Raw genomic sequence first — 21,424 nt, forward strand, 5'->3', positions numbered from 1 at the left:
AAGGCCATCGGTCGGCAGCGTAAACGTCACCGGCTTCCCCAGCAGGGCGTGGCGGTCGATGCGCGCGTCGGTGGCCAGCAGTTCAGCGGTGAGCACAAAAGGGCGGGACAGCGTCTCGGTGCCCTTAAGCGTATGGAACAGCAGGCCGTCCGCCGGCAGCTGTGCAGTAATGCGTGAGAACATAAGTAATCCCTGACTATTAACTGTGTGGATCGAGCAACCAGACACCTTCTTCACTGATGTTCAGCGTTTGTTCGCGGGTGCCACTCTGGCCGCTGATGGCAAAGGTGTAGTTGCCCGGTGCCAGTTGCAGCGTGGCGAAGCCATTCACCGCCGGCACCAGCGCCTGCGGCTGACCGTTCACCTGAACGCGTTCACCCTGCTGCAGACGGATATAGACCTGGGCGACCGGAGCGGGCGGTGGTGCCGGTTGTGGATCGGGTTCACGCGCGGCGGTCTGCGCGGGCTCAGACGTCTGAGCCGGAGTGCTGGCAACCGTATCCGGTGAGGCGTCAGCCTGGGTTGGTGGCGCGGCAACCGGCTGGTTAACCGGCGCGACGGTGACGGCAGGCGCGTCGTTTTGCGCGGTCTCAGCCGGCGGTGTCTGTTCGTTACCGCGTGACATCAGCAGACCGGCGCCCAGGCCGACCAGCACGCCAGCGGCAACCAGGCCCGGCAGTGCAAAACGGTGCCCCAGCAGCGTTTTCAGTTTCGAGGCGGGTTTGATCACCTCCTCTTCTTCTTCAATCGGCACCAGCATGGTGCCCGGTCCGCTGATTTTTGCGCTAAGCAGCGGTTCCGGTTCACGTTCCGGCAGCGCCATCAGCGCAGCAAAATCATCAATGCTCTGCGGACGATCTTCCGGTTTCAGCGCCAGCGCGCGATCGACGGCGCTCAGCAGCGCAGTCGAGTAGCCTGCCAGACGACGCTGCACCAGCGGCTGATAGTTATCTTCGATGCTGCGCACCACGCTGACCGGCGGCGGCGTACCGGTAATCAGGGTATGCAGCACCGCGCCCAGTGCGTAGATATCGGTCCACGCGCCCTGCTCGCTCTCGTCGTTGTCGCTGTACTGCTCAATCGGCGCATAGCCGGGACGCAGCATCGTCTCGCTCTCATCCGACAGATTGCCGATGGTTTTACGCGCCGACCCAAAGTCCAGCAGGATCGGCTCGCCGCTGCTCTGGATCTGGACGTTATCCAGGGAAATATCGCGATGCAGATAACCCGCTTCATGGATGGTTTTGATCGCGCCCAGCAGCGGTGGCAACATGCGACGGATCCAGGCCTCATTCACCGACTGCGGATTGCGTTCGCTGAAGTTCGAGAGCGTGGTGCCGCTGTAGAACACCGTGCCCATATAGGCGGTGTCGTTCTGCACCCAGAAACGCAGCACGTGCAGCAGGTTGGGATGATTAAAGCGCGCCAGCAGCCGCGCCTCCTGAATAAAGCTGTTCAGTCCGGCGTGAAAGGTTTTGCTGAACCGCTCGCTGCGCAGCACCAGATTCAGGTCATCGCTGCGCACTGCCAGCGAGGCGGGCATAAACTCTTTGATGGCGATATCACGTTCCAGCTGGTGATCCCAGGCGCGATAGACGATGCCAAAGCCGCCACCGCCGATGACCTCTTTGATTTCAAACTCATTGAAGCGGTAACCCAGCGGCAAGGCGTTGGGGACATTCAGGGGTTGATCATGTTCCGACATATTCAATTACTCTCTGATAGCCAGGCTTTAAACCGCGAACTGGCAGACAAATTCACCCTGCTCACAACGCACATCGACGCGGCGATAGCGTTCATCGCGGGCGTGGGCGCTCAGCAGGATCTGGCTCATCTGTGGCAACAGCGTGTTGGTGAGAATGGCATCCACCATGCGACCGCCCGACTCGACTTCGGTGCAGCGCTGCACAATCTGGCTCACCACTGACTCGTCGATCTGTGCCTCAATGCCGTGGTTCTCGGCCAGACGACGCACAATGCGCGCCAGCTGCAACCGCACAATCTCCGCCAGCATCGCGTCGCTGAGCGGGTAATACGGCACCACCAGCAGGCGGCCGAGCAGCGCAGGCGGGAAAACCTCCAGCAACGGCTTACGCAGCGCGGTGCTCAGGGCGTCGGGATCGGGCATCAGTTCAGGATCGGCGCACATCGCGCTGATCAACTGCGTGCCGACGTTCGAGGTCAGAATGATGATGGTGTTGCGGAAATCGATATGGCGGCCTTCGCCATCCTCCATCCAGCCTTTATCAAACACCTGGAAGAAGAGTTCATGCACATCCGGATGGGCTTTCTCAATCTCATCCAGCAGCACCACACTGTAGGGGCGACGGCGAACGGCTTCGGTCAGCACGCCGCCTTCGCCGTAGCCGACGTAGCCCGGCGGTGCGCCTTTCAGCGTCGAGACGGTGTGCGCCTCCTGAAACTCACTCATGTTGATGGTGATGATGTTCTGCTCGCCGCCGTACAGCGACTCGGCCAGCGCCAGCGCGGTCTCGGTTTTACCCACACCGGAAGGGCCGCACAGCATAAACACACCGACCGGCTTGTTGGGATTATCAAGGCGCGCGCGCGAGGTGCGTACCCGTCTGGCGATCAGATCCAGACCGTGACGCTGGCCGATGACCCGCTGGTTCAGGGTGTCGGCCAGATTCAGCACCGCGTCGATCTCATTCTTCACCATTCTGCCCAGCGGAATGCCGGTCCAGTCCGACACCACGGCAGCCACCACGCCTGCATCGACGGCGGCAAACAGCAGCGGCGTGTCGCCCTGCAGCGCAGTAAGCTGCTGCTGCGTCGCATCGCGCTGTTCACGCAGCGCCGCATCCTCTTCTGTCACACAGCGGGCGCGCAACGCAATCAGCGTCTCGACCAGTTCGCGCTCCTGCAGCCAGCGCTGTTGCAGCGCATCCCGCTCGGCTTCCAGCGCAATGCGCTGCGCGGTAATCGCCTGCTGGCGGGTGGCGTCGCCCAGGCCCACCCGGATTTCGCGTTCGATGATCTCTGCTTCAATCTCCAGCGCCGCCAGACGGTGCAGACAATCTTCCAGCGCCGCGGGCTGCGCACCCTGACTGACCGCTACACGGGCGCAGGCGGTATCCAGCAGCGCCACCGCTTTATCGGGCAGCTGGCGCGCCGGAATGTAGCGATGCGACAGTTTTACCGCCGCACTGACCGCATCATCCAGCAGCAGCACCCGATGATGTTTCTCCAGCGCGCTGACGGTGCTGCGCAGCATCAGAATCGCTTTGGCTTCATCCGGCTCCTGCACCTGCACGGTCTGGAAGCGACGGGTCAGCGCCGGATCTTTCTCAATGTACTTTTTGTATTCGGCCCAGGTGGTCGCGCCGATGGTGCGCAACTGTCCACGCGCCAGCGCCGGTTTCAGCAGGTTGGCGGCATCACCGGTTCCCTGCTGACCGCCTGCCCCGACCAGGGTGTGGATCTCATCAACAAACAGCACAATCGGCGTCGGGCTGGACTGCACCTCATTGATCAGCGCCTGCAGTCGTGCTTCAAACTCCCCTTTCATGCCGGCACCCGCCTGCAGCATGCCGATGTCCAGCAGCCAGAGCTGCACATCGCGCAGCGGCGCAGGCACATCGCCCGCCGCGATACGCAGCGCAAGGCCTTCGACCACCGCGGTTTTCCCGACGCCCGCTTCGCCGGTCAGCAACGGGTTGTTCTGGCGGCGACGCATCAGGATATCGACCATCTGGCGGATTTCGTCGTCACGTCCGGTCACCGGATCGATACGGCCTTCACGGGCGCGCGCCGTCAGGTCCTGCGCATATTGTGCCAGCGTACTGCCACTGGCGGCGGGCGGTGCGCCGCCAGCATCTGCCGGTGCGCTCAGCGCCTGCTGCGCTTCTTTGCTGTTGCCGAGCAGCGTGTCGAACGCCGCCAGCAGCGCATCGGCGTTGACGCGGCTGAACTGACCGGAGATGCCTTTCAGCACGCTGGCCAGGTTGAAGGTTTTCAGCATGCCGATCAGCAGATGCCCGCCGCGAATGCGGGTCGCGCCATATTTCAGCGAGGCATAAACCCACGCCCGTTCAACGGCGCTGTCGATATGCTCGGAGAGGTCGGAGACCGCACTGGCACCGCGCGGCAGACGATCCAGCGCGGCAACGATGTCCTGAGTCAGGGCCTTTTCATCCAGTGAAAAATGTGTGATGACCTGCTGTAAGTCACCATCCTGCTGCTGCATCAGCTGATGCAGCCAGTGCACCAGTTCGACATAGGGATTGCCGCGCAGTTTGCAAAAGGCGGTGGCGCTTTCCAGCGAGGTAAATAACAGCGTATCCAGTTTGCCGAATAGCACGGCACGGCTGATTTCTGACATAGGGGGCTCTCTTCAATGAAAGACGCAGGCTGTGTAACAGGGAAAGCGGCTGGGCTAGCGCGAAGCAGCCTCAACCTCAAACATAAAATCTTCACGATCTTGCGGCTGCGGCGCATGCCCCAGCCAGCTGGTATAGCCGAGTCGGGCATCTCCACCCAGCGCCACACCCTGCACCTCGTCAGCGGCCAGGATCAGGCTGAGATCCCACTGCATTTCGATGCCGAGGTAGTGACGCACCCAGTCGCGTACTTCACGCGCGCCGGGGGCATCCGGCAGAAAACGGGCATACTGCGCGGCGCTGAGCGGTCCCAGGTGCAGGCGAAAACGGTGCTGCACATCTCGCACCGCCACGCCGAGAAATGCAGAGGCGCCCAGCCGGGGCATATGGCGTCCCGCGCCCAGTCGGGCCTGATCGCGACTGTCCAGCGTCAGCCAGTGCGGCAGGTTCTGCGTCAGCCTGACCGGCACGCCAAAGTAGTGGCGCAGAATGCGCACCAGCCCTTCGGCGTCGTGGCCGTGACGGCTGAGGTGGCCCACCAGCATCAGTCGGGCATGGAGGCTGAGCGAGCTGGCCTGCTGCTGGGCCGGTAAGCCGATGCCGGCCAGGCAGGCGAGATAGTTCAGGAAGCGACTGTCGTCGGGGCGATCCAGCGACACGGTCGGTTGCGCATCGGCCCAGGCACGATAAAAAAGCAGCGTAGCGCGATGGTGAAACAGGTCAGCAAACGCCGACAGGCTGTGATCCTGATGATGCACGATACGTTCATGCACATATTCGGTCAGATGGGTCGGCAGCGGGCCGTTGGGGCCAAACAGGCCGAAGCTGTAGATGGAGAGCTCATGACGTCCCGCTTCGTCACGCGGCGTGGCGCTGGCGACGGTGGCGGGTGCAAACGCCAGTGACGGTGTCTGACCGATGCGCACCGATTCGAACTTCGGCAGCGGCGCACGGCCCAGCGGATAGCGCTGACCGCCCTGCGCATCCAGCCGCCGCAGCAGCTGGAACAGATCGTAACGCCACGGCGCGGCCATCACCCGCTGCCAGAAATCATCCGGCAGACGGGTGAGCCGGGGCAGCGAAATCACCTTTTCGCCACTCATATCAGCGCTTTCCGGCCCATGCGCGGCGGCCAGTAGCCCACTTCTCCGCGCTGCTGGCTGTTCAGGGTGAACTCCGTGAAGCTGTTGAGCGCCACAAGGCGGCCACAGACCCGCTCCAGCACGCTGCCAAACAGCCACGGGCTGGCACCCGAAAACGCCTGCTCATCCACTTCCAGCGTGATGCTGACGCCGCGCGCAAACACCACCGGACCCGGCTCCGGCACGCGGCGGTTGACCGCGCTGAGCGTACAGTGTCGGATGCCGTCAATCTGACGTGCGACCGGCGCTTCCGCCAGGTTGGCGTATAGGCTCAGCAGCTGGCGCAGCGCCGCCGCGCCTTCTCCGTCGCTGCTGTCCATCAGGCTGAGGTAGTTCATCTGCAGATGGCTGATCAGCCGCCACGCGGAAAGTCCCTCGGCCAGCGCCGGACGCGGAGGCGTCGGCCCTTTGCACAGCTTCAGCTCCGATACCGGAATGGAGTCCGGCATCACAAAGTTGCCCTGATCCTGCTGCAGCATCAGCGGCAGATCGCGACTGGTGCACATCACGTCGGCGGAGAGATAGCGCACCTCGTCGTGCCACGGCGCGTGATGCTCATCCACCAGCGACAGAAAGACTTCTGAACCGATATAGCCCGTGCGCGTGCCGTAGCGCTGCGCCTGCTCGGACAGCGTGCGCTGTTCGCGGCGCAGTGAAAAATAGGCGCCGTAATCGCCCTGGTCACCGCTGAAGGTGCTCCAGAACGGACGGAAGACCTGCTCTTCCCGCTTGCCCTCTACAGTAGCGAACAGCCGCTGTACCGAGTGCACCTCATAATCCAGCGGCCGGATGTTATCGACCACCAGATGATATTCATGCTGGCTGTCGCTGACCTTCAGGCGCTCGGCAGTTTTCGGAAACAGATTGATGACGGGCGTGCAGTGCAGCGCCAGATGGCTGTGATCGACCACGCTTTCCAGCGCGCTGTCCGCTTTGTCGAGCAGAATGATGATATCGAACGCCATGGCGTTGTCGCAGCGGCGCAGAAACGGGGCCAGCTGGCTCAGGCTGATAAACTGGAAGCGTGCCGGAAAGGCGAAATACTCCTGCAACAGACGATAGCCGTCAAAGTTGCGCAGATCGTCCGGCAGCAGCGCCTGCTCCGGCGCAAAGCCCTGCTGCTGCAGGGCGTCGTCCGTCAGCACCTGACGCTGTGGCCGCTTCTCAACCGACTGCAGCACGATGCCCACCCGGTGCTGCATCAGCAATTCCAGCAGTTTCAGCGCCTGGATATCCGGGCCGCTGAGAAACAGCATCAAATCGTCCACGCTGAGCTGACTGAGCGAGGAGATCCCTTCGCAGCTGATGCGGATACGCAGCGCACTGACCGCGCCCAGACCGCCGAGTTTCAGCTCGCCAGAGGGCAGATCGCCGGGCACGCCGCCGAGACTGGCTTCGCTGATGCGCAGCGGATGCAGCACCACATCGTGTGCGGTGGTGTAGCTGCAGGTCACCCCGGTTTTTTTCAGGTTCTGGCTCTCCATCATGGTGCCGCGCGGTACGCGAAAGCCCTGGGTGATGTCGCCTTTGCGGCTGTCCGGCGTCAGCTGAGCGATCGCCATTGACGGCGTTGGCGAGAGATAGGATGGCGCAATCATCTCCAGCAGACGTTGCGAGAAACGCGGAAACTCCGCATCCATCTTCAGCTGCACGCGCGACGTCAGGAAGGCAAAACCTTCCATCAGCCGCTCGACATAGGGGTCCGCCACGTCAATGCCGCGCATGCCAAGACGTCCTGCCACTTTAGGGTAGCGCGCAGCGAACTCGGCCCCCATCTCACGCAGGTAGGCGAGTTCACGGTTGTAATAGTCGAGCAGATTGCTGTCCATGATTACCCTGCATCCTGTAGTTCGAAATGACCGCTCTCCAGATCAACCTGAGTGCGGAACAGAAACGCCAGCGGATAAGGCACGCACCAGAGCCGCCCTTTGATCTCAATCGACAGCACGTTGTGCAGGCTGAGCGAGCCGAGATCGCTGACGCAGCGCACCTGTAAACCCTGCGGCAGGATGCGCGGCTCGAAGTGCAGAATGGCGTTGGTCATTTTGCGCTGCATATCCTGCCATTCGATATCGGAGACGTTCTGCCCGGCCAGCGGTGACACACCGAAGTTCCAGACCGAGCGCTGCACGTGATCAAAGCCGCTGAGATCCTGCTGCGCTTCGTTGTTGATGGTGTTGAACAGCCACTGCAGATCGCGCAGTACGTGGCGGCGCAGGGTGCTGTGAGTGATCAGCATGCTGTTGTCCGCTTCCTGCTGTTTATCCGGCGCGTTGTCGGTCAGGCGATCCAGCAGCGAGGATTGCAGCTTGTCGCGGGCGGTTAACGCATCACGTTTTTTACGCGCGCGAAAGCCTCCATGCAGCTGGGCATAGCCGTCGTTTTGCGCGCCTGAATCATGGCTCATCGGCGGACTCAACGCTGTCAAACGCGACCTGCTGCAGGCTCAGCAGCGAAAATTCCGCGCTGTCACTGAGCCACATTTTTTGCCCCTGGCCGATGAACTGGTCCGGATCGTCGCCCAGCGGCTGCCATTCGGTGACGCTGGCGCGCAGAAAACGTTCGTCAGATGCCGCCAGCAGCGGATAGCGCGCCGGAATCTGGCACACCTGCTCGCTGCCATCAACCAGCTGCACACGCGTGTGACGCCACACCAGATCGGTGACGCTGGCGGGTGCCTGAAACTGCATCTCACGAATAGCGGCAAACGGGATCCAGTAATAACGGCCCTGACTGATGACTTCACACACCGGCCCGAAACGGCTGTCGCCATCCATCAGCCAGCTGAATGCGGTGGGCTGATCCTGCTGCGTCGCGGTGCCAGGATTGGCAGCCGCGAGCTCAAGCGCTTCAGCCCGCAGCGTGCTGCCGCGCGCGACATCACCCGCTACCTCGGCCTGCAAGGCGGCCAGCAGTGTGTCGCACCAGTGCCAGGCGCTGCCCGGCAGCACCGGCCCGGCCTCGCCACGCAGCACCGCGTCACGCTGTAATTCACCGGCGATCGCCTGTTGCAGCAGATTAACTGTCGGTTGCGCCTGCGGGCTTAACGCCAGCCAGGATTGCAGCTGCGTCTGCGCGCGCGCCCAGTTGCCGGAAAGACAGAGCAGTTGCACAAAGGCGGCCCGCAGGTCAGCATTCGCCGGATTCGCCTGAATCTGGCGGGTCACGTCAGCGAGCGTCTCGCTGAGGGTGGCGCTGGCCAGACGGTGTTGTAAGGATTCCATGCAAACTCCTTTTGCGTCAGTTAAGGGTGCGGTAGACCGCAGCGGCGGGATCTTTCAGTTCAGGATGGAGTTTTTCCACCAGCTGCACGCTCAGTGCGGCATCGCCGCTGATCCACGGCGACCAGACTTTACGGACTTCCTGCAGACGCGCCTGCAGCGCACTCTGATCGGCGGCTTCGCTGACGGGCATCTGCACCACCACCTGACGCGTTGCCTGCCAGCCGTTAAAGCGGTTGCTGAATGGCAGAATCAGCCAGCTATCCGGGGATTTTTCATTGCTCAGCACCATGCGTTCACTGTTGACCGTGGTGATATGCAGTTCGGCAGTGGGCGACTGATTGCTCAGCCCCATCACCGGAAAACCCTGCAGGAAAGTCACGCCGACTGCCGCAGGAGCGCCGTTACCCTGTTGCGTCAGGCGGCTGTGTCCGCTTAGCCAGCCATCCGAACCACAGATCAGCCCCTGATTTGCCGGAACAAACAGCGCGCTGCCCTGTGCCGGGTGCTGCCACCAGGTACGGAAATGGCAGCCGTCCAGCAGACTGAATTGCAGCCACGGCGACGTGTCGGCCTGAGCGGCGTTGCGCAATGCGTCTGCGGGGACCGCCGTAGCCGTCGGCTGGACCGGCTGAGTCGCGGGCGGCGTCACCACGGTTTTCCACTGCTGCGCACGGGCGGCGCTGCCAGTAGCAATTTCACTCCCCTGCGCATCGGTCAGTTGCCAGTGCAACTGTTGCAGCGGTTTACACTGCGACGCCATCAGTCCGGCAACGCGGGGCAGAAAATCTTTCAGCACCGCGGCGTTTTTTTCGCCCAGAGTGACGATGCGCAGGTTAATGGTGCTGTTACACCAGCTCGACAGCTGATTGTTTTTTACGTCATCAATCCAGACATCCAGTTTCTGTGCCGGGGACTGTACGATGCGATAGTTTTCAGCATAAGCGTGCGTGCTGAGCAGCAGCGCAGCCAGACCCAGTAATCCATATTTCATGTTGGCGTTCTCAATCTCGCAGAGGGAAGAACTGCGCCGCTTCAGAGAGCGAGTGCAGCAAGGTGGTGTCCTGAGGTGATCCAATCCAGACGGCCAGCGCGCTGAAATTATCCTGCTGCCCCTGATCCGGCTGATCGTTCCTGATGATTTGCTGCATCAGCGTCAGCCACTCTTCCGGCGTATTCACCATGTGCAGCGACTGCTGCATCTGTTCCAGCGTCACGCCGTGCCAGAAACCATCGGTGCAGAGTAAAAAGGCGTCGCCATCTTCAATCCCGACCACCTCGCTGTAGCTGGCGTCGCGCTGCTCATCGCCCATTCCCAGCGCAAAATAGAGCAGATTGCTGTTGATGCCTTCGGTGCGATGTCCGGCATCTTTCATCTGCTGCACCAGGCTGTGGTCGGTGGTGACCAGATAGAGATAGCCGCGACGGAACAGATAGAGGCGGCTGTCGCCTGCATGGGCCCAGCAGGCCAGATGGTAGTCGCGGTCGATGAACAGGCTGACCAGCGTGGTGCCCATCCGGCTGTGTTCGCTGCTGGCTTTCTGCTGCTGGCGGATGGCGTGATTCGCCTGATTGACGTAGTTACGAATCGACTGCGCATTGAGATGCGCATCGCCATCAAACGACTGCAGCAGGCTGCTACGGGCTATCGATGCCGCGATGTCCCCGCCGGGAAATCCGGCTACACCGTCGCAGACCACAAAGCAGGCCGAGCGCTTACCGATGACATCACCGATCTGATCCTGGTTACTGGCGCGATCGCCCTGATTCGACGTCGAGGCAATAGTGATATTCATGCGTCATCCGTGTGGGTTTGTGAGTCTTTGTACTGATTAACTTCCAGGTCATAGGCGTGCAGGAACGCTTCGCCAAACAGGGTGTGGAAATCATCTTCAATCTCGCCCGCCGTCTCGCCGTAGCGCTCAACAAAATGCTCCCAGAGCGCCGCTTTACGGCTGCCCGGCAGGCCGATACGTGATACCGATCCCGCCTGACGCGCCTCCTCCTCCAACTGCTCCGGGTTAAAGGATTGCAGCATTGAGGCGATGATGGCGCGGATACCGGCGATCATGCCCAGCTGGTGCGCCTGCAGATCGATCAGCGCATCACGCACAGCCTGACGCGGCGGCATAAAGCCCGGCATCCGGCTGCCAAACATCTGCATTAAGACGGTTTTGCCCGAAGGCAGTAGCTTGAACGGGTTGTTGGCGTCGTCGAGGATTACCGTCATGTCTGCCTTCACCCCGCGCTTGAGGATCGAACGCGAAGAGAGTAGCGCCACCGTACCCTGCGAAAACATGCTCAGCATCTGCCCGAATTGCAGCATCTGCTCACGGTCAAATTGCGGCGTCGGCTGCAGGTCGCGCAGACCCATTCCCTCCAGCAACGCATCCAGCAGTTCGCCTTTAAGGGCATCACCGCTGCTTTCGCTGGGTGTCGTCGGGTGCGCAGCGGCGGCATGGTGGCGACCGGAAGCAACGGGATCGATGCGCAACCGCCCTTTCGGCGTCGGGGATGGCGTACGCTGTACCGCCTGCGGCGTGGGCAGCGTAATTCCGCCGTAGTCGATCTGTGGATTTATCGCGTCAGACTGGCCGGGCAGCGCCTCGTCAATCAGCGGCGACTGCTGCTGTGCCTCAGGGTGAGGCTGGCTGTGAGTCTCATGCTGTGATTCGTCGAATCTGAACAGCGGTGAGTGATCCATGTCGGTCAGGCTGGCGGGATCCTGCTCCGATGAACGTGCGGCCATCGGCTCAGTTTTTGCCACCGGTTGAGGTGGCACATGCAACGTGGCCGGTTTCGGCGTCGTCAGCTCCGGCTGGGCCAGCGGCACCGCGTTGCCCATCATCAGACCCAGCGGATCATCATGGTTGCGTGCATCCGTGCTGCTCTCGCCGTCAAACAGGCTCAGCGGATCAAGTTCAGCGGCAGGCGTTTCAGCCTGCTGTGGTGCCGTGTTCTGCTGAGCAGACAGCGTGCTTGGCGTCCGGTCGTCAAAAATACTCTGCTGTCCGAACAGCGCATCGCCTTCATCAAACAGGCTGCTGTTTTTTGGCTGCTGCCCATAATCCAGCGGCGCGTCGTTAATCAGCTGAGCCAGCGGATCTTCCGGATTTCGGTCAGGACGAGCGGGCGCGGTCAGCGGATGGGCCTCGGGCATCTCTGGCGCAGCTTTGCGTTTAGAGAGATCGTCCGAAATCGAAAACTCCTTCGCCAGGCTGTCCCAGATTTCGCTGGGAATGGCGGCGGTGGTGCTGGCTTTTTCCGCTGACGGTTCGCGGACGGGTGCTACGGGCTGCACCGGCTCAGGACGCGGAACGGCTCTTTCACTCTGCGGCTGCTGCGCACTGTTGAGATCGCTGACCAGCAATTGGTAATCATCAATGCCCAGTATGTCTCCATCCTGCAGCTCAACCTGACGTCCGCGTTCCAGCGGAATATCGTTGAGTAACACGCGCGTCACATTGCCACGGTTGGTCAGGCGACATTCGCCATTTGCCGTGATGTGCACAATCGCCTGCAGGCGGGAGAGTGTGCGATCGTCATCCGGCAGCACCAGATTATTATCCACACCACGACCAATGGTGCCGCCAGGCGGAAAGAAATCACAATGAGTTTGCGGCGGCTGTTGGCCGGGTTTAGTCGTTATTATCGTAAAGCGCATAACGGATTCCTGCGGTTAGCGGTTCGGCATCTATACCGCGCACCTCTCGGGGAAAGGCGCGGGGTATAGAGAGCGGGAGGTTTTAATTTTGAGAGTTGTTTTTTAAATACTCTGCCACTGGATCAATTCAATTATTTAAATAGAGAGAAATTATATTTATTTAAGAAGATGAAGCTGCGTTAACGGCTTATTTTTAATTAACATGCAGGGTAAACATTAAAATAGTTGCAAAGATGATTGCATTACAATCACCAGAGCCTACTCTGCTGAAATATCATTTATACAGAATTACTTACCGGCATTGATAAAACGGGATCAAAGCGTAATGCAGAGAGTGATATTCATAAAGAATGTCGTGCCCAGCCTGTAAACCCTGAGCACGACGACATAATCAGTAAGGCAGTTGCTTCAGAATAGCAGTGCGTTCTTTGTCGATGCGGATCACACAGAGGTTGGTGGCAACCGCATTCGCATTGCTGCCATCTTCAGCGGCAAAGGCTTCCAGTTTGCACTGACCGTCACGATACCTGAGCCAGCTGCGCTGAGTATCCACCAGCGTGGCGACATAGTCATCAGCCAGTTTTTTCTGCGTGCCGTACATCTGAACAATGCGTTTTTTAGCCGTCTGGTACTCTTTGTTGAGGTCATCTTCCGCCAGCTTCTTCTGCTGAACAGTACACTGAAATAGCGCACCGTCTGAAGGCTGTTTTGCACAAGGTTCCTTAGCGAGCGCTGAAGCGCTGATGCCAAGAGACACAGCGATTAAAGCCAACTTATGTAGTCTCTTCATATTTTTCTCAGCAGTCTGTACCATCAATGATAAGGAATTAACTTAAGTTTTTTAATTCTTTTCTCGCTAAGTTCAGAAGTACACATATTAATATTAGCGTTACTTAAATCACTTCCCTTATCTGCAGCATAAGAAGCCAGTTTACAATCATTCTCTCTATACTTCAGCCAGGCTCGTTGAGCTTCAGTCAACGCATCCATATACTGGCTTAACTCTTTACTGTCACCTTTAAAAAGCGTTTCAACTCTGGTCTTAGCTAGCTTATATTCTTTATTTAAATCAAGCTCAGTTTCGTTCCTGTTTTTCTGGGTGCAGGTATAAACTTCCTGGTCATTATTGCCGCTTGAACAATCACTGGTTGCGTAGACGGGGGAAACATAAAAAACTGTGGCACACAGCAACAAAGAAAAATAGGTTCTCATTAAAAACTTCACCTGTAATAACACACCTATGCCTGAGAACAAGTGCAGACTTAATATGCCAGGATTTTTATAAACGATGTTATTTAATCACCCCAAGATCCTGAGCAATAACTTTACTTTTAAAGGTTACGATATAATCCCAGAGACCGTTGCCCTTCTGGCTTGGATAAAACGAATAATCATACTGGCCGTTAGTAAAGCGATAACCCCGGAAGTCGCAGACGTCAGGACAATTTGAATTTATCGTTTCACCTTTAAGAAATATCGATGAATTGTCTTTTACTCTGGTTGACTTAAGCGAAACGTCATCACAGGTGACGTTTCCTTCATCACAACCATATTCAATATCCGCTTTGAATATTTTTCCTTCAAAGTGTGAAACTGACTTCGCCAAAGCAAATGAAGGTGAAACTATAAGCACTATCATAATCAAATGACTTACTTTCTTCATCATGTGGCAAGTTCCGTATAAGAGTAATTTACATTACACTGCTCAACTTCAGGTTTAATTATCGGCTTCATTTAACTAAACATATTCTCTTTTGAAAATTCGCTGCTGATGTTTAGCGCTGCATCGACTTTTAATTCTCCTAAAAATAAACGCTATTTCTTATACTTATTGTAGAGCGCCTCGGCATCCTGACTTTGCGAAAGCAACGTGCATTTCATCATATTGAAGTTTCCTGTGACCGAGCCATTCAGGTTCATCTTCAGATACGCATTAATTAACTTATCACCATCACTGAATGCTTCAACAGGGAGATGACTTACCTCTAACCAGGCTGACGCGCTTTTAAATGCATCATCGGTGAAAGCCTTGTCAGTCGAAGCTTTTCCTGCACAACGGTTCAGAAGCCAGTTGCTGAAAATTTGTGGTTGCTTAAAGGAGTCTGGCACCGGTGGCGTTATCGCCAGCGCCGCAGGAGATAAAGTCAGAGCAAATAACATCAGGAATTTTTTCATTTCAGTATCCACAAGGAGGCAACATCAGGAACAAAACTACCATTTTCTGCGCCACCCAGGAAGTGACAGGTATCAGAGCAGATATTGCCGTTCCAGAGTGTCACGTGCCCACGGGCATTGCTGCAGCTATTTCCATGATCATAGTTAAGCATATATTACTTATAAAAATGACGCCAGATAATAAAACCTAAGCCTCCGCCAATCATCATTACCGCAGTCACCATATTTAAAGTATGAAGGCGTATTAGCCAGCCAATTTCTTTTTCAGGTAACGATTGAATAAAATCATAAGTTTCCTGACTAACGCTTTCGTTACCTCTACGCTGAAGTTTTACACCTTTATATAAGCGTGCAAACCAGGAAATTTTTACAGGATGGAACGATGGGCTTAAAAAGGAACTAACCTGAGTGCTGAAATCAAGATCCAATCTTCTTTTACGGAACTCGCTAATTAATGATTCAAAATTTTGAGCGTTTTTTCTGAATATTATGTAGCCAATGAATTGCAAAACAATTGAAATCAGGAATGAAATCACCGAAACAGAGATCAAAATGCTTGGCCAAGTCATAAAATTTTATCCATTGTTAATCCCGTAAACCAGCTGGCAATTTCACCAGAAATATATCCCCCTACAGCTGCCCCGACCAGACTGCAGGTCAGATAGCCTACGGGACCAGTTCCTACCCCTACAGCAAGACAAATTCCCGGCCCCAAAGCAGATCCTAACGTACCACCATAGATACTTGCAGCGGTGCTACTGGCAAATTGAGCATACTTAGTTACGGCAACTTTAACACATTCATTCTGCCGGTCTACAGTACAAGCTTGATAAACGTCATTAGAAGTATTTGCAGCACCGAACCCGATGGATACCAGCCCACCCATTTTCATAAATTTCGCTGCCTTGGCTGCACCATCTACATAGGTTGAATAACCGCGTATTACTCCAGTCCCAGCAGTTTGCCAGTCATGAATAATAGAGGAGCTGGAAAGGTTTAATGCATGCTTAATCTTCTCATAGGGGCGCAAATTCAACATAAATCGGGATAGGCGATTCAGTAACACTTCAAGTTCATCAAACAGGCGTTTCCGCTCGATAAAAAACTGTTGCCCAAACAATGTTCCTGATGTCAGGTATTGGTTACGGTAGGCGGTTTCAATAGCAACGAGTTTCTTGCCAATTTCGTTAAAATATTTTTCTCCCGCATCGCCTATAAGACCTGAGGCTTTATCCATAAAATTGGTAATGGCAGCAATGGAAGCATAATGGCGGTTGAAGAAATCAGCCTCATCAACGGTCAAATGAGTGACACTATTATTGGTTCTGGATTTAGCCTCTTCCAGAGTGCGCATGGCTGCAGGATGATTGTTACCATTCGGATCGGCAACTATCAAAATCTGACCTGGTTTAGCCCATGCAACATCGGCATTTAATTGCAAAAAGTAGTCTGCGGCAGACATATTGCGCGTGCCATAGAGCCACATTGCCTGCTCAGTCAGTCTTCCCGGACGCTGGACAACGCAAAACCCAGGCTCAATTGGATTTCTTTCAGCCATAACAACCTCCTTTTACAATTAAATCATTGAAACGTATAACTACTGCATCCATATTGTTCGATGTTCATGAAAATACGCCCCCTGTTCGGAGGCGTATTTTATTACGCTTCTTTGTTGCCTTTGATGTCCCAGCCGGCGCTGCTCTCTGCGCCTTTGCCGCCGGAAGAACTCTGCTCCCAGTACTGCTGCTTCACTTTAGAAGCCTGGAAGGAGTAAGTCATTCCCAGGGTATCGCCGTTGTCAGAGCCATTGTAATTCACAGCGGTCACCAGAACGTCTTCCAGGGTAATGCGTGCATACTCAACCTGAGAGCCACCCGCTTTACAGATTGAGAGTTCAACTTTAGCGAGGTGTTTACCGCTTGCGCAGTTCTTCAGCAACGCCGTGGTGGATTTGTCGATCAGTGCATTGACGTGCAGGTCGTTGAAGTTAACCTTACCGGCACCGCCGCCGCCGCCAACAGACATGTTGCCTGGCTGAGAAGCACCCCATGAGAAAGAGGTGATATCAGTCCAGCCAGAGTGGTTTGAGTCTTTAGACTCGCCGGTGACTCCGTCAACCTTCATAAACATATCAATAGCCATTATCTTTCACTCTTTATTGGTTGAGATTATTGCTTTCAAAAAAAGCAAGGATATGGCAAAAAGAAAAGCATGGGGCTGAATAAAACAGTCCATATTTTACCTTTGCCTTGCTTCTGAAATATCGTCATAAACCATATTTCAGACGTCGTATTGCCAGTTATTTAACCAGGCAAAAATCAGTATGCGTTTTTCATGGCGAGGCCAACATCGATAACCTGATACCCTGCTGCATCCCGCGCTTTCAGGTGGTCATTTCATAGACATAATCCTGACCGATAGTTTATAGTAGGCAGGCGCTTAAAAAGTTCACAGAAGGAATGAACATGAAAAAGATCATCTCACTTTTCCTGATAGTCGTGTTGTCGCTGCTCTCTCTTTACGCCATCGCTGATATTATTGGTTCGATATATCTGGTTGCTCGCTATGAAGAATTTACTCTCTCTTCTTCCGGTCTCATTGCCGGTAAAATTCTCTTTACCGCTGTCTGCCTGGCCTTTGTTTTTATTTTAATTAAAATAGCGCGCAGAAAGCCGGTTAATTAATTTGCTTCAACTTTCCTGCTACGGCATAAAGCGATATTGACGCCATCCATAGAAACATTAACCAGAACTGCGTTAACAATCTTTCCTCGCACTACAATACTCCAGTGAGAAAAGCTAATAACCTGCACAGGTGATTAAAATAAGAGAAGAAATAAAAACCAGCAGATAATGCAGCAGGTGCAAAGCTGATTTTAAACATCCTGTTCCTCCCTGACATTTATCTCAGCAACCTTTCTGTCAGCCATCAGGCGCAAAAACCTTTCGCGCCTGATAAACCTGTAATTCAGAGGATGAATGATGCCAGGTCATCCCCGGCATCACGACTCCCTTTCAGCCCTTACGCATTGTCATTTTTCAGCGACGGCAGCTTAGAGACCAGACGCAGAGAAACCGTCAGCCCTTCCAGCTGGTAGTGCGGACGCAGGAAGAATTTCGCGGAGTAATAGCCAGGATTATCCTCCTGCTCTTCCACATTCACCTCGGCAGCCGCCAGCGGCTTGCGTGACTTGGTCTCCTGCGAGGAGTTAGCCGGATCGCCATCGACATAGTTCATCACCCAGTCGTTCAGCCAGCGTTCCATTTCATCACGCTCACGGAAGGAGCCGATCTTGTCGCGCACGATGCACTTCAGGTAGTGCGCAAAACGGCAGCAGGCGAACAGGTAAGGAAGACGCGCGGCCAGACGGGCATTGGCGGTGGCATCGGCGTCGTGATACTCCATCGGCTTCTGCAGTGACTGCGCACCAATAAAGGCAGCGAAGTCAGAGTTTTTGCGATGTACCAGCGGCATAAAGCCATTTTTCGCCAGTTCGGCTTCACGACGATCGCTGATGGCGATTTCGGTCGGGCACTTCATATCCACGCCGCCGTCATCGCTCGGGAAGGTGTGGCACGGCAGATTTTCCACTGCCCCGCCCGACTCCACGCCGCGGATTGCGGTGCACCAGCCATACTCTTTGAAGGAGCGGTTGATGTTGGCGGCCATCGCGTAAGCCGCATTGCTCCACGTATAGTTGCCATGATCGGAACCATCGGTCTGCTCTTCAAAGTCAAAGCTGTCAACCGGATTAGTACGGATGCCGTAAGGCAGACGCGCCAGGAAGCGCGGCATTACCAGGCCCAGATAGCGTGCATCTTCCGACTCACGCAGGCTGCGCCAGGCAGCATATTCGGTGTTCTGGAAGATTTTGGTCAGATCGCGTGGATTCGCCAGCTCCTGCCAGGACTCCATCTGCATCACTTCGGGCGCAGTGCCGGTGATAAACGGACAGTGCGCGGCTGAGCCGATACGCGCCATCTCACCCAGCAGCTCAACATCCTGCGGGCTGTGGTCGAAGTAGTAGTCGCCCACCAGGCAGCCAAACGGCTCGCCACCGAACTGACCATACTCCTGCTCATAAATTTTCTTGAACAGCGGGCTTTGATCCCAGCCGGCACCCTTGTAACGCTTCAGGGTGCGACCCAGCTCCTGCTTGGAGATGCTCATAAAGCGGATTTTGAGCATCTCGTCAGTTTCAGTGTTGTTCACCAGATAGCTTAGGCCACGCCAGGCGCTTTCCAGCGACTGAAACTCCGGATGGTGAATAATCTGGTTCACCTGCTGCGACAGCTTTTCGTCGATCTCCGCGATCAGCGCCTGAATGGTGCGATAGGCATCGCTGGAGACAGTAACAGTGTTCTCCAGCGCCTGCTGCGCCAGGGTTTTCACCGCGCTTTCGACCGCGGCACGCGCCTGATCGCTTTTTGGCCGGAACTCTTTATTCAGCAGCGCGCTGAACTCATCCTGACTGAAACTGGCTGCGCCCTGCGACTGCGGTTGTTGTGAAGTCTGCGTCATGCCTGCGGCTCCTTACCTTCAGTGGCCTCATCCTGCTTTGGCAGATGGGTCAGGGCCTGCAGCAGCGTAGGATCCTGCAGCACCTTACCAATCAGCTCTTCTGCGCCATTTTTGCCATCCATATAGGTCAGCAGGTTAGCCAGCTGGGTACGCGCTTCCAGCAGCTTGCTCAGCGGCTCCACGTTGCGGGCCACCGCGTCCGGCGAAAAGTCATCCATGCTGTCAAAGGTCAGATCGATGTTCAGCTTGCCTTCGCCATTCAGGGTATTGTCTACCTGGAACGCGGCACGCGGCTTCAGTGCTTTCATGCGCTCATCGAAGTTGTCAATGTCGATTTCCATGAATTTACGGTCATCAATGCCTGGCTGTGGCTCCAGCGGTTTACCCACCAGATCCGCCAGCACGCCCATTACAAACGGGAGCTGGATTTTGCGTTCCGCGCCATAAATTTCCACGTCATACTCAATCTGAACGCGAGGCGCGCGATTGCGGGCAATGAACTTCTGCCCACTGGATTTGCTTGTTGCCATGGTTTTCTCCATACATGATGCGCGGATAAAGTGTCACAGCAGGCGCGCAGGTCCCGCTGAGTGTGTGTGCGTCACGCCTGCTTAATCGCGACGTCCGAAAATGGTTTCCAGCTGATGTACGCCGTCGGGTGCCAGTTCGCGGATTATCTCCAGAAAGTCGCGCTCGATTAAGCGCTGTACACGGTCGATCATCAGCGGGGCCGGATGACTCGGCTCATGCTGGGTGAAGTAGAGCTTCACTTTCTCCAGCATCAGCTGCGCGTCGGCGCGGGAACTGATCTGCACCGTGCGCCAGTCAGCGGCAGCGCGCGGGCTGGCCGGTGCAGGCGATGCCGCGGTTTCTGCGGGCTGTTCCACGGCGGCTGTGGGGATCAGCGCATTGAGATCGGTGGCCTGGCAACGTTCAGCGATCAGCGCAATCTGTCTGCGCAGCTGTGTGAGTTCCGGTACCGCGGCTTCCCCCAGCCGTTCGGTCACGGTTTCGCAGATGGTCTGCAGCCGCTCATGAATCTGCAGCACCGCCTCAATACCGGGCTGATCGCCGCGCGCCAGTTCGTCGATCAGACGCGGCAGGCCGCCAGGATAGTCCGCGACTTCGGTTTTACTGCCGTCGCACAGGGCGGCCGCATCGCGCAGCGTGATGCCGTCAGAGGGATAGCGCAGCAGCCAGCACTGACGCACCGCGACGCTCAGATCGGTTTTGTCACCCAGCAACGCCAGCGCATTAATGCGGTAAAAAGGATCCTGCTCGCCAAACTCCTCCAGCCGGGGCCACAGCGGCTCCCAGTAGAGCAACAACGCCTGTTCAATCAGCTTCAGGCCCTGGGCATAGCCCGGCAGCCCTTTCAGTTCGGTCCAGGCGTGGGTCAGCGCCAGCATTACCCGTAAATCTTTGCTGCGCGCCAGCAGCGCTATCGCCAGCTTCTCAACTCTGTTCCAGTCGGCCGGTTCTGCCGGAATGATGGTATTGCCGAACTGCTGCTCCGCTTTACCGGCGCTGGCCTGCTCCATCGCCTGAAAATCGGCGTGATACTCCAGGTTATCGCCGCCGGGATTGTCCTCGCTCACCGGAGCCAGCAGAGCCTCTGTATTCATCGTCATGCGTGTCGCCTCAGGATTCAAACATCGGGGGATAAAGTCCGTTTCGTCCCGGCTTTGCCCCACCGGCCGGATCAAACAGCAACGAAAAGAGCTGGGCGGTAAAATTACCGCTGTGGACCTGGGTATAAAGCGGGAAACCGTCGCTTTGATTGGTCCACCAGAAACTGGTGTAGAACTGCGGGTCGAAGTTCTCGCCCGGCAGTGTCCAGTTCAGCGTCGAAGGGGTATCGCCATGCCCGATGACGTTGAGAATGTCTGACGTCTCGTCCGACTCCTGCGGCGGCTGCGGCTGAGGAATGCTGATCAGCGCCTGATCCAGCTGCTCCGGTGACCCGCCGCCCTGCACCACCCGCAGCAGCGTATTGCCGACCTGCTGATACCACTCGCCGGAGCGCGCCAGCAGGGCTGGCGACCACTCGGCGGGCGTGAAGTGGCGCAGCGCGCAGAGCGGGTAGTTACGGCCCACGCTGTCACGCGCGGCAATCAGGCAGCCCATCTGAATCAGCTGACTGCCCAGCATCGGCGGCACCACAAAATTCCAGACCGGCGCGTTGAGGAACGGGCGCGACGGGGCGTTATCACTCTCCTGACTGCTCTGCCAGTGATGCAGGCCCACCTGAAACCAGCTGGACCATTGGCGATAGAGCACGTCCGGGAAGCGGCGCTTCACAAAGTCGCCCGCGCTGGGCACTTTGCCGTACCAGCAGGGTGCAGCGTAATGAGTCATTGT

The 21,424-nt window shown here is 56.6% G+C and carries 22 protein-coding genes and 1 pseudogene; 1 reads left to right on the top strand and 22 read right to left on the bottom strand.

The window, feature by feature from the left end:
- The 18 genes and pseudogenes from EPG66_RS22850 to EPG66_RS04070 form a co-directional block, all read right to left on the bottom strand.
- Positions 1-183, bottom strand: a 183-nt coding sequence (locus EPG66_RS22850) for a hypothetical protein (protein WP_156311576.1), incomplete at its 3' end; no start/stop codon positions are given.
- A gap of 16 nt (positions 184-199) precedes the next feature.
- Positions 200-1,705, bottom strand: a complete 1,506-nt coding sequence (locus EPG66_RS03995) for a serine/threonine protein kinase (protein ID WP_083068311.1) — start codon at positions 1,703-1,705, stop codon at positions 200-202.
- Between the two features lie 27 nt (positions 1,706-1,732).
- A complete protein-coding gene (tssH, locus tag EPG66_RS04000; RefSeq protein ID WP_182686048.1) occupies positions 1,733-4,342 on the bottom strand; it encodes a type VI secretion system ATPase TssH in 2,610 nt (869 codons plus the stop codon).
- Positions 4,343-4,396: 54 nt separating this feature from the next.
- Positions 4,397-5,443 carry a type VI secretion system baseplate subunit TssG gene (gene tssG / locus EPG66_RS04005; RefSeq protein WP_137228663.1) on the bottom strand — a complete coding sequence of 349 codons (1,047 nt, stop codon included), beginning with the start codon at positions 5,441-5,443 and terminating at the stop codon, positions 4,397-4,399.
- Positions 5,440-7,311 carry a type VI secretion system baseplate subunit TssF gene (gene tssF, locus EPG66_RS04010; protein WP_010669908.1) on the bottom strand — a complete coding sequence of 624 codons (1,872 nt, stop codon included), beginning with the start codon at positions 7,309-7,311 and terminating at the stop codon, positions 5,440-5,442. Before tssF ends, tssG begins: the two co-directional genes overlap by 4 nt.
- 2 nt (positions 7,312-7,313) lie before the next feature.
- Positions 7,314-7,889 (bottom strand): type VI secretion system baseplate subunit TssE, encoded by a 576-nt coding sequence (gene tssE, locus EPG66_RS04015; RefSeq protein ID WP_086905646.1) that lies wholly within the window; start codon positions 7,887-7,889, stop codon positions 7,314-7,316.
- Positions 7,879-8,706 carry a type VI secretion system accessory protein TagJ gene (locus EPG66_RS04020; RefSeq protein ID WP_163637200.1) on the bottom strand — a complete coding sequence of 276 codons (828 nt, stop codon included), beginning with the start codon at positions 8,704-8,706 and terminating at the stop codon, positions 7,879-7,881. Before EPG66_RS04020 ends, tssE begins: the two co-directional genes overlap by 11 nt.
- Positions 8,707-8,722: 16 nt before the next feature.
- Positions 8,723-9,697 (bottom strand): hypothetical protein, encoded by a 975-nt coding sequence (locus EPG66_RS04025; RefSeq protein ID WP_064704479.1) that lies wholly within the window; start codon positions 9,695-9,697, stop codon positions 8,723-8,725.
- A gap of 10 nt (positions 9,698-9,707) precedes the next feature.
- Positions 9,708-10,499 carry a PP2C family protein-serine/threonine phosphatase gene (locus EPG66_RS04030; protein WP_010246078.1) on the bottom strand — a complete coding sequence of 264 codons (792 nt, stop codon included), beginning with the start codon at positions 10,497-10,499 and terminating at the stop codon, positions 9,708-9,710.
- On the bottom strand, positions 10,496-12,367 hold the full coding sequence (tagH, locus tag EPG66_RS04035) for a type VI secretion system-associated FHA domain protein TagH (protein WP_083068322.1): 1,872 nt from the start codon (positions 12,365-12,367) through the stop codon (positions 10,496-10,498). The genes EPG66_RS04030 and tagH overlap by 4 nt, the downstream gene beginning before the upstream one ends.
- 391 nt (positions 12,368-12,758) lie before the next feature.
- On the bottom strand, positions 12,759-13,139 hold the full coding sequence (locus EPG66_RS04040) for a lysozyme inhibitor LprI family protein (RefSeq protein ID WP_246379167.1): 381 nt from the start codon (positions 13,137-13,139) through the stop codon (positions 12,759-12,761).
- Between the two features lie 41 nt (positions 13,140-13,180).
- Entirely contained in the window at positions 13,181-13,579 is a 399-nt protein-coding gene (locus EPG66_RS04045; RefSeq protein ID WP_182686052.1) for a lysozyme inhibitor LprI family protein, read from the bottom strand.
- A 79-nt stretch (positions 13,580-13,658) separates the two neighbouring features.
- Positions 13,659-14,033 carry a hypothetical protein gene (locus EPG66_RS04050; protein ID WP_137228652.1) on the bottom strand — a complete coding sequence of 125 codons (375 nt, stop codon included), beginning with the start codon at positions 14,031-14,033 and terminating at the stop codon, positions 13,659-13,661.
- A 149-nt stretch (positions 14,034-14,182) separates the two neighbouring features.
- Complete coding sequence (locus tag EPG66_RS04055; protein WP_182686054.1) at positions 14,183-14,542, bottom strand: T6SS amidase immunity protein Tai4 family protein; 360 nt, start codon at positions 14,540-14,542, stop codon at positions 14,183-14,185.
- Positions 14,539-14,676: pseudogene (locus EPG66_RS22960) on the bottom strand (hypothetical protein); the annotation flags it as partial. The pseudogene EPG66_RS22960 and the gene EPG66_RS04055, both read right to left, overlap by 4 nt.
- A gap of 21 nt (positions 14,677-14,697) precedes the next feature.
- Complete coding sequence (locus tag EPG66_RS04060; protein ID WP_182686056.1) at positions 14,698-15,111, bottom strand: hypothetical protein; 414 nt, start codon at positions 15,109-15,111, stop codon at positions 14,698-14,700.
- Positions 15,108-16,100, bottom strand: coding sequence for a hypothetical protein (locus tag EPG66_RS04065; RefSeq protein ID WP_064704484.1), 993 nt, complete (start codon positions 16,098-16,100; stop codon positions 15,108-15,110). The genes EPG66_RS04060 and EPG66_RS04065 overlap by 4 nt, the downstream gene beginning before the upstream one ends.
- A gap of 101 nt (positions 16,101-16,201) precedes the next feature.
- Positions 16,202-16,684 carry an Hcp family type VI secretion system effector gene (locus tag EPG66_RS04070; RefSeq protein ID WP_031592956.1) on the bottom strand — a complete coding sequence of 161 codons (483 nt, stop codon included), beginning with the start codon at positions 16,682-16,684 and terminating at the stop codon, positions 16,202-16,204.
- 323 nt (positions 16,685-17,007) lie between these two features.
- On the opposite strand from EPG66_RS04070, the gene EPG66_RS04075 reads away from it, so the two are divergent.
- Positions 17,008-17,226 carry a hypothetical protein gene (locus EPG66_RS04075; RefSeq protein ID WP_031592955.1) on the top strand — a complete coding sequence of 73 codons (219 nt, stop codon included), beginning with the start codon at positions 17,008-17,010 and terminating at the stop codon, positions 17,224-17,226.
- Between the two features lie 337 nt (positions 17,227-17,563).
- On the opposite strand, the gene tssC is transcribed toward EPG66_RS04075, so the two are convergent.
- The 4 genes from tssC to tagF form a co-directional block, all read right to left on the bottom strand.
- Positions 17,564-19,063 carry a type VI secretion system contractile sheath large subunit gene (tssC, locus tag EPG66_RS04080; protein ID WP_010246111.1) on the bottom strand — a complete coding sequence of 500 codons (1,500 nt, stop codon included), beginning with the start codon at positions 19,061-19,063 and terminating at the stop codon, positions 17,564-17,566.
- A complete protein-coding gene (tssB, locus tag EPG66_RS04085) occupies positions 19,060-19,593 on the bottom strand; it encodes a type VI secretion system contractile sheath small subunit (protein ID WP_010246114.1) in 534 nt (177 codons plus the stop codon). Before tssB ends, tssC begins: the two co-directional genes overlap by 4 nt.
- Before the next feature lie 81 nt (positions 19,594-19,674).
- Complete coding sequence (gene tssA / locus EPG66_RS04090; RefSeq protein ID WP_182686409.1) at positions 19,675-20,688, bottom strand: type VI secretion system protein TssA; 1,014 nt, start codon at positions 20,686-20,688, stop codon at positions 19,675-19,677.
- A 16-nt stretch (positions 20,689-20,704) separates the two neighbouring features.
- Complete coding sequence (gene tagF / locus EPG66_RS04095; protein ID WP_010246121.1) at positions 20,705-21,421, bottom strand: type VI secretion system-associated protein TagF; 717 nt, start codon at positions 21,419-21,421, stop codon at positions 20,705-20,707.
- Between the last annotated feature and the right edge of the window lie 3 nt (positions 21,422-21,424).

The sequence above is a fragment of the Pantoea pleuroti genome, from assembly GCF_014156615.1.
GTDB lineage: Bacteria > Pseudomonadota > Gammaproteobacteria > Enterobacterales > Enterobacteriaceae > Pantoea > Pantoea agglomerans.

Excerpts from the sequence above, each read along its gene's own strand:
- EPG66_RS04065 (WP_064704484.1), bottom strand. The coding sequence starts at position 16,100 with ATGGCTGAAAGAAATCCAATTGAGCCTGGGTTTTGCGTTGTCCAGCGT.
- tssH (WP_182686048.1), bottom strand. The coding sequence starts at position 4,342 with ATGTCAGAAATCAGCCGTGCCGTGCTATTCGGCAAACTGGATACGCTG.
- tssB (WP_010246114.1), bottom strand. The coding sequence starts at position 19,593 with ATGGCAACAAGCAAATCCAGTGGGCAGAAGTTCATTGCCCGCAATCGC.
- EPG66_RS04070 (WP_031592956.1), bottom strand. The coding sequence starts at position 16,684 with ATGGCTATTGATATGTTTATGAAGGTTGACGGAGTCACCGGCGAGTCT.
- EPG66_RS04020 (WP_163637200.1), bottom strand. The coding sequence starts at position 8,706 with ATGGAATCCTTACAACACCGTCTGGCCAGCGCCACCCTCAGCGAGACG.
- tssC (WP_010246111.1), bottom strand. The coding sequence starts at position 19,063 with ATGACGCAGACTTCACAACAACCGCAGTCGCAGGGCGCAGCCAGTTTC.
- EPG66_RS04075 (WP_031592955.1), top strand. The coding sequence starts at position 17,008 with ATGAAAAAGATCATCTCACTTTTCCTGATAGTCGTGTTGTCGCTGCTC.
- tssF (WP_010669908.1), bottom strand. The coding sequence starts at position 7,311 with ATGGACAGCAATCTGCTCGACTATTACAACCGTGAACTCGCCTACCTG.
- EPG66_RS04030 (WP_010246078.1), bottom strand. The coding sequence starts at position 10,499 with ATGAATATCACTATTGCCTCGACGTCGAATCAGGGCGATCGCGCCAGT.
- EPG66_RS04060 (WP_182686056.1), bottom strand. The coding sequence starts at position 15,111 with ATGACTTGGCCAAGCATTTTGATCTCTGTTTCGGTGATTTCATTCCTG.
- tagH (WP_083068322.1), bottom strand. The coding sequence starts at position 12,367 with ATGCGCTTTACGATAATAACGACTAAACCCGGCCAACAGCCGCCGCAA.
- EPG66_RS04055 (WP_182686054.1), bottom strand. The coding sequence starts at position 14,542 with ATGAAAAAATTCCTGATGTTATTTGCTCTGACTTTATCTCCTGCGGCG.
- EPG66_RS04045 (WP_182686052.1), bottom strand. The coding sequence starts at position 13,579 with ATGAGAACCTATTTTTCTTTGTTGCTGTGTGCCACAGTTTTTTATGTT.
- EPG66_RS04025 (WP_064704479.1), bottom strand. The coding sequence starts at position 9,697 with ATGAAATATGGATTACTGGGTCTGGCTGCGCTGCTGCTCAGCACGCAC.
- tagF (WP_010246121.1), bottom strand. The coding sequence starts at position 21,421 with ATGACTCATTACGCTGCACCCTGCTGGTACGGCAAAGTGCCCAGCGCG.
- EPG66_RS04050 (WP_137228652.1), bottom strand. The coding sequence starts at position 14,033 with ATGATGAAGAAAGTAAGTCATTTGATTATGATAGTGCTTATAGTTTCA.
- tssG (WP_137228663.1), bottom strand. The coding sequence starts at position 5,443 with ATGAGTGGCGAAAAGGTGATTTCGCTGCCCCGGCTCACCCGTCTGCCG.
- tssE (WP_086905646.1), bottom strand. The coding sequence starts at position 7,889 with ATGAGCCATGATTCAGGCGCGCAAAACGACGGCTATGCCCAGCTGCAT.
- EPG66_RS03995 (WP_083068311.1), bottom strand. The coding sequence starts at position 1,705 with ATGTCGGAACATGATCAACCCCTGAATGTCCCCAACGCCTTGCCGCTG.
- tssA (WP_182686409.1), bottom strand. The coding sequence starts at position 20,688 with ATGAATACAGAGGCTCTGCTGGCTCCGGTGAGCGAGGACAATCCCGGC.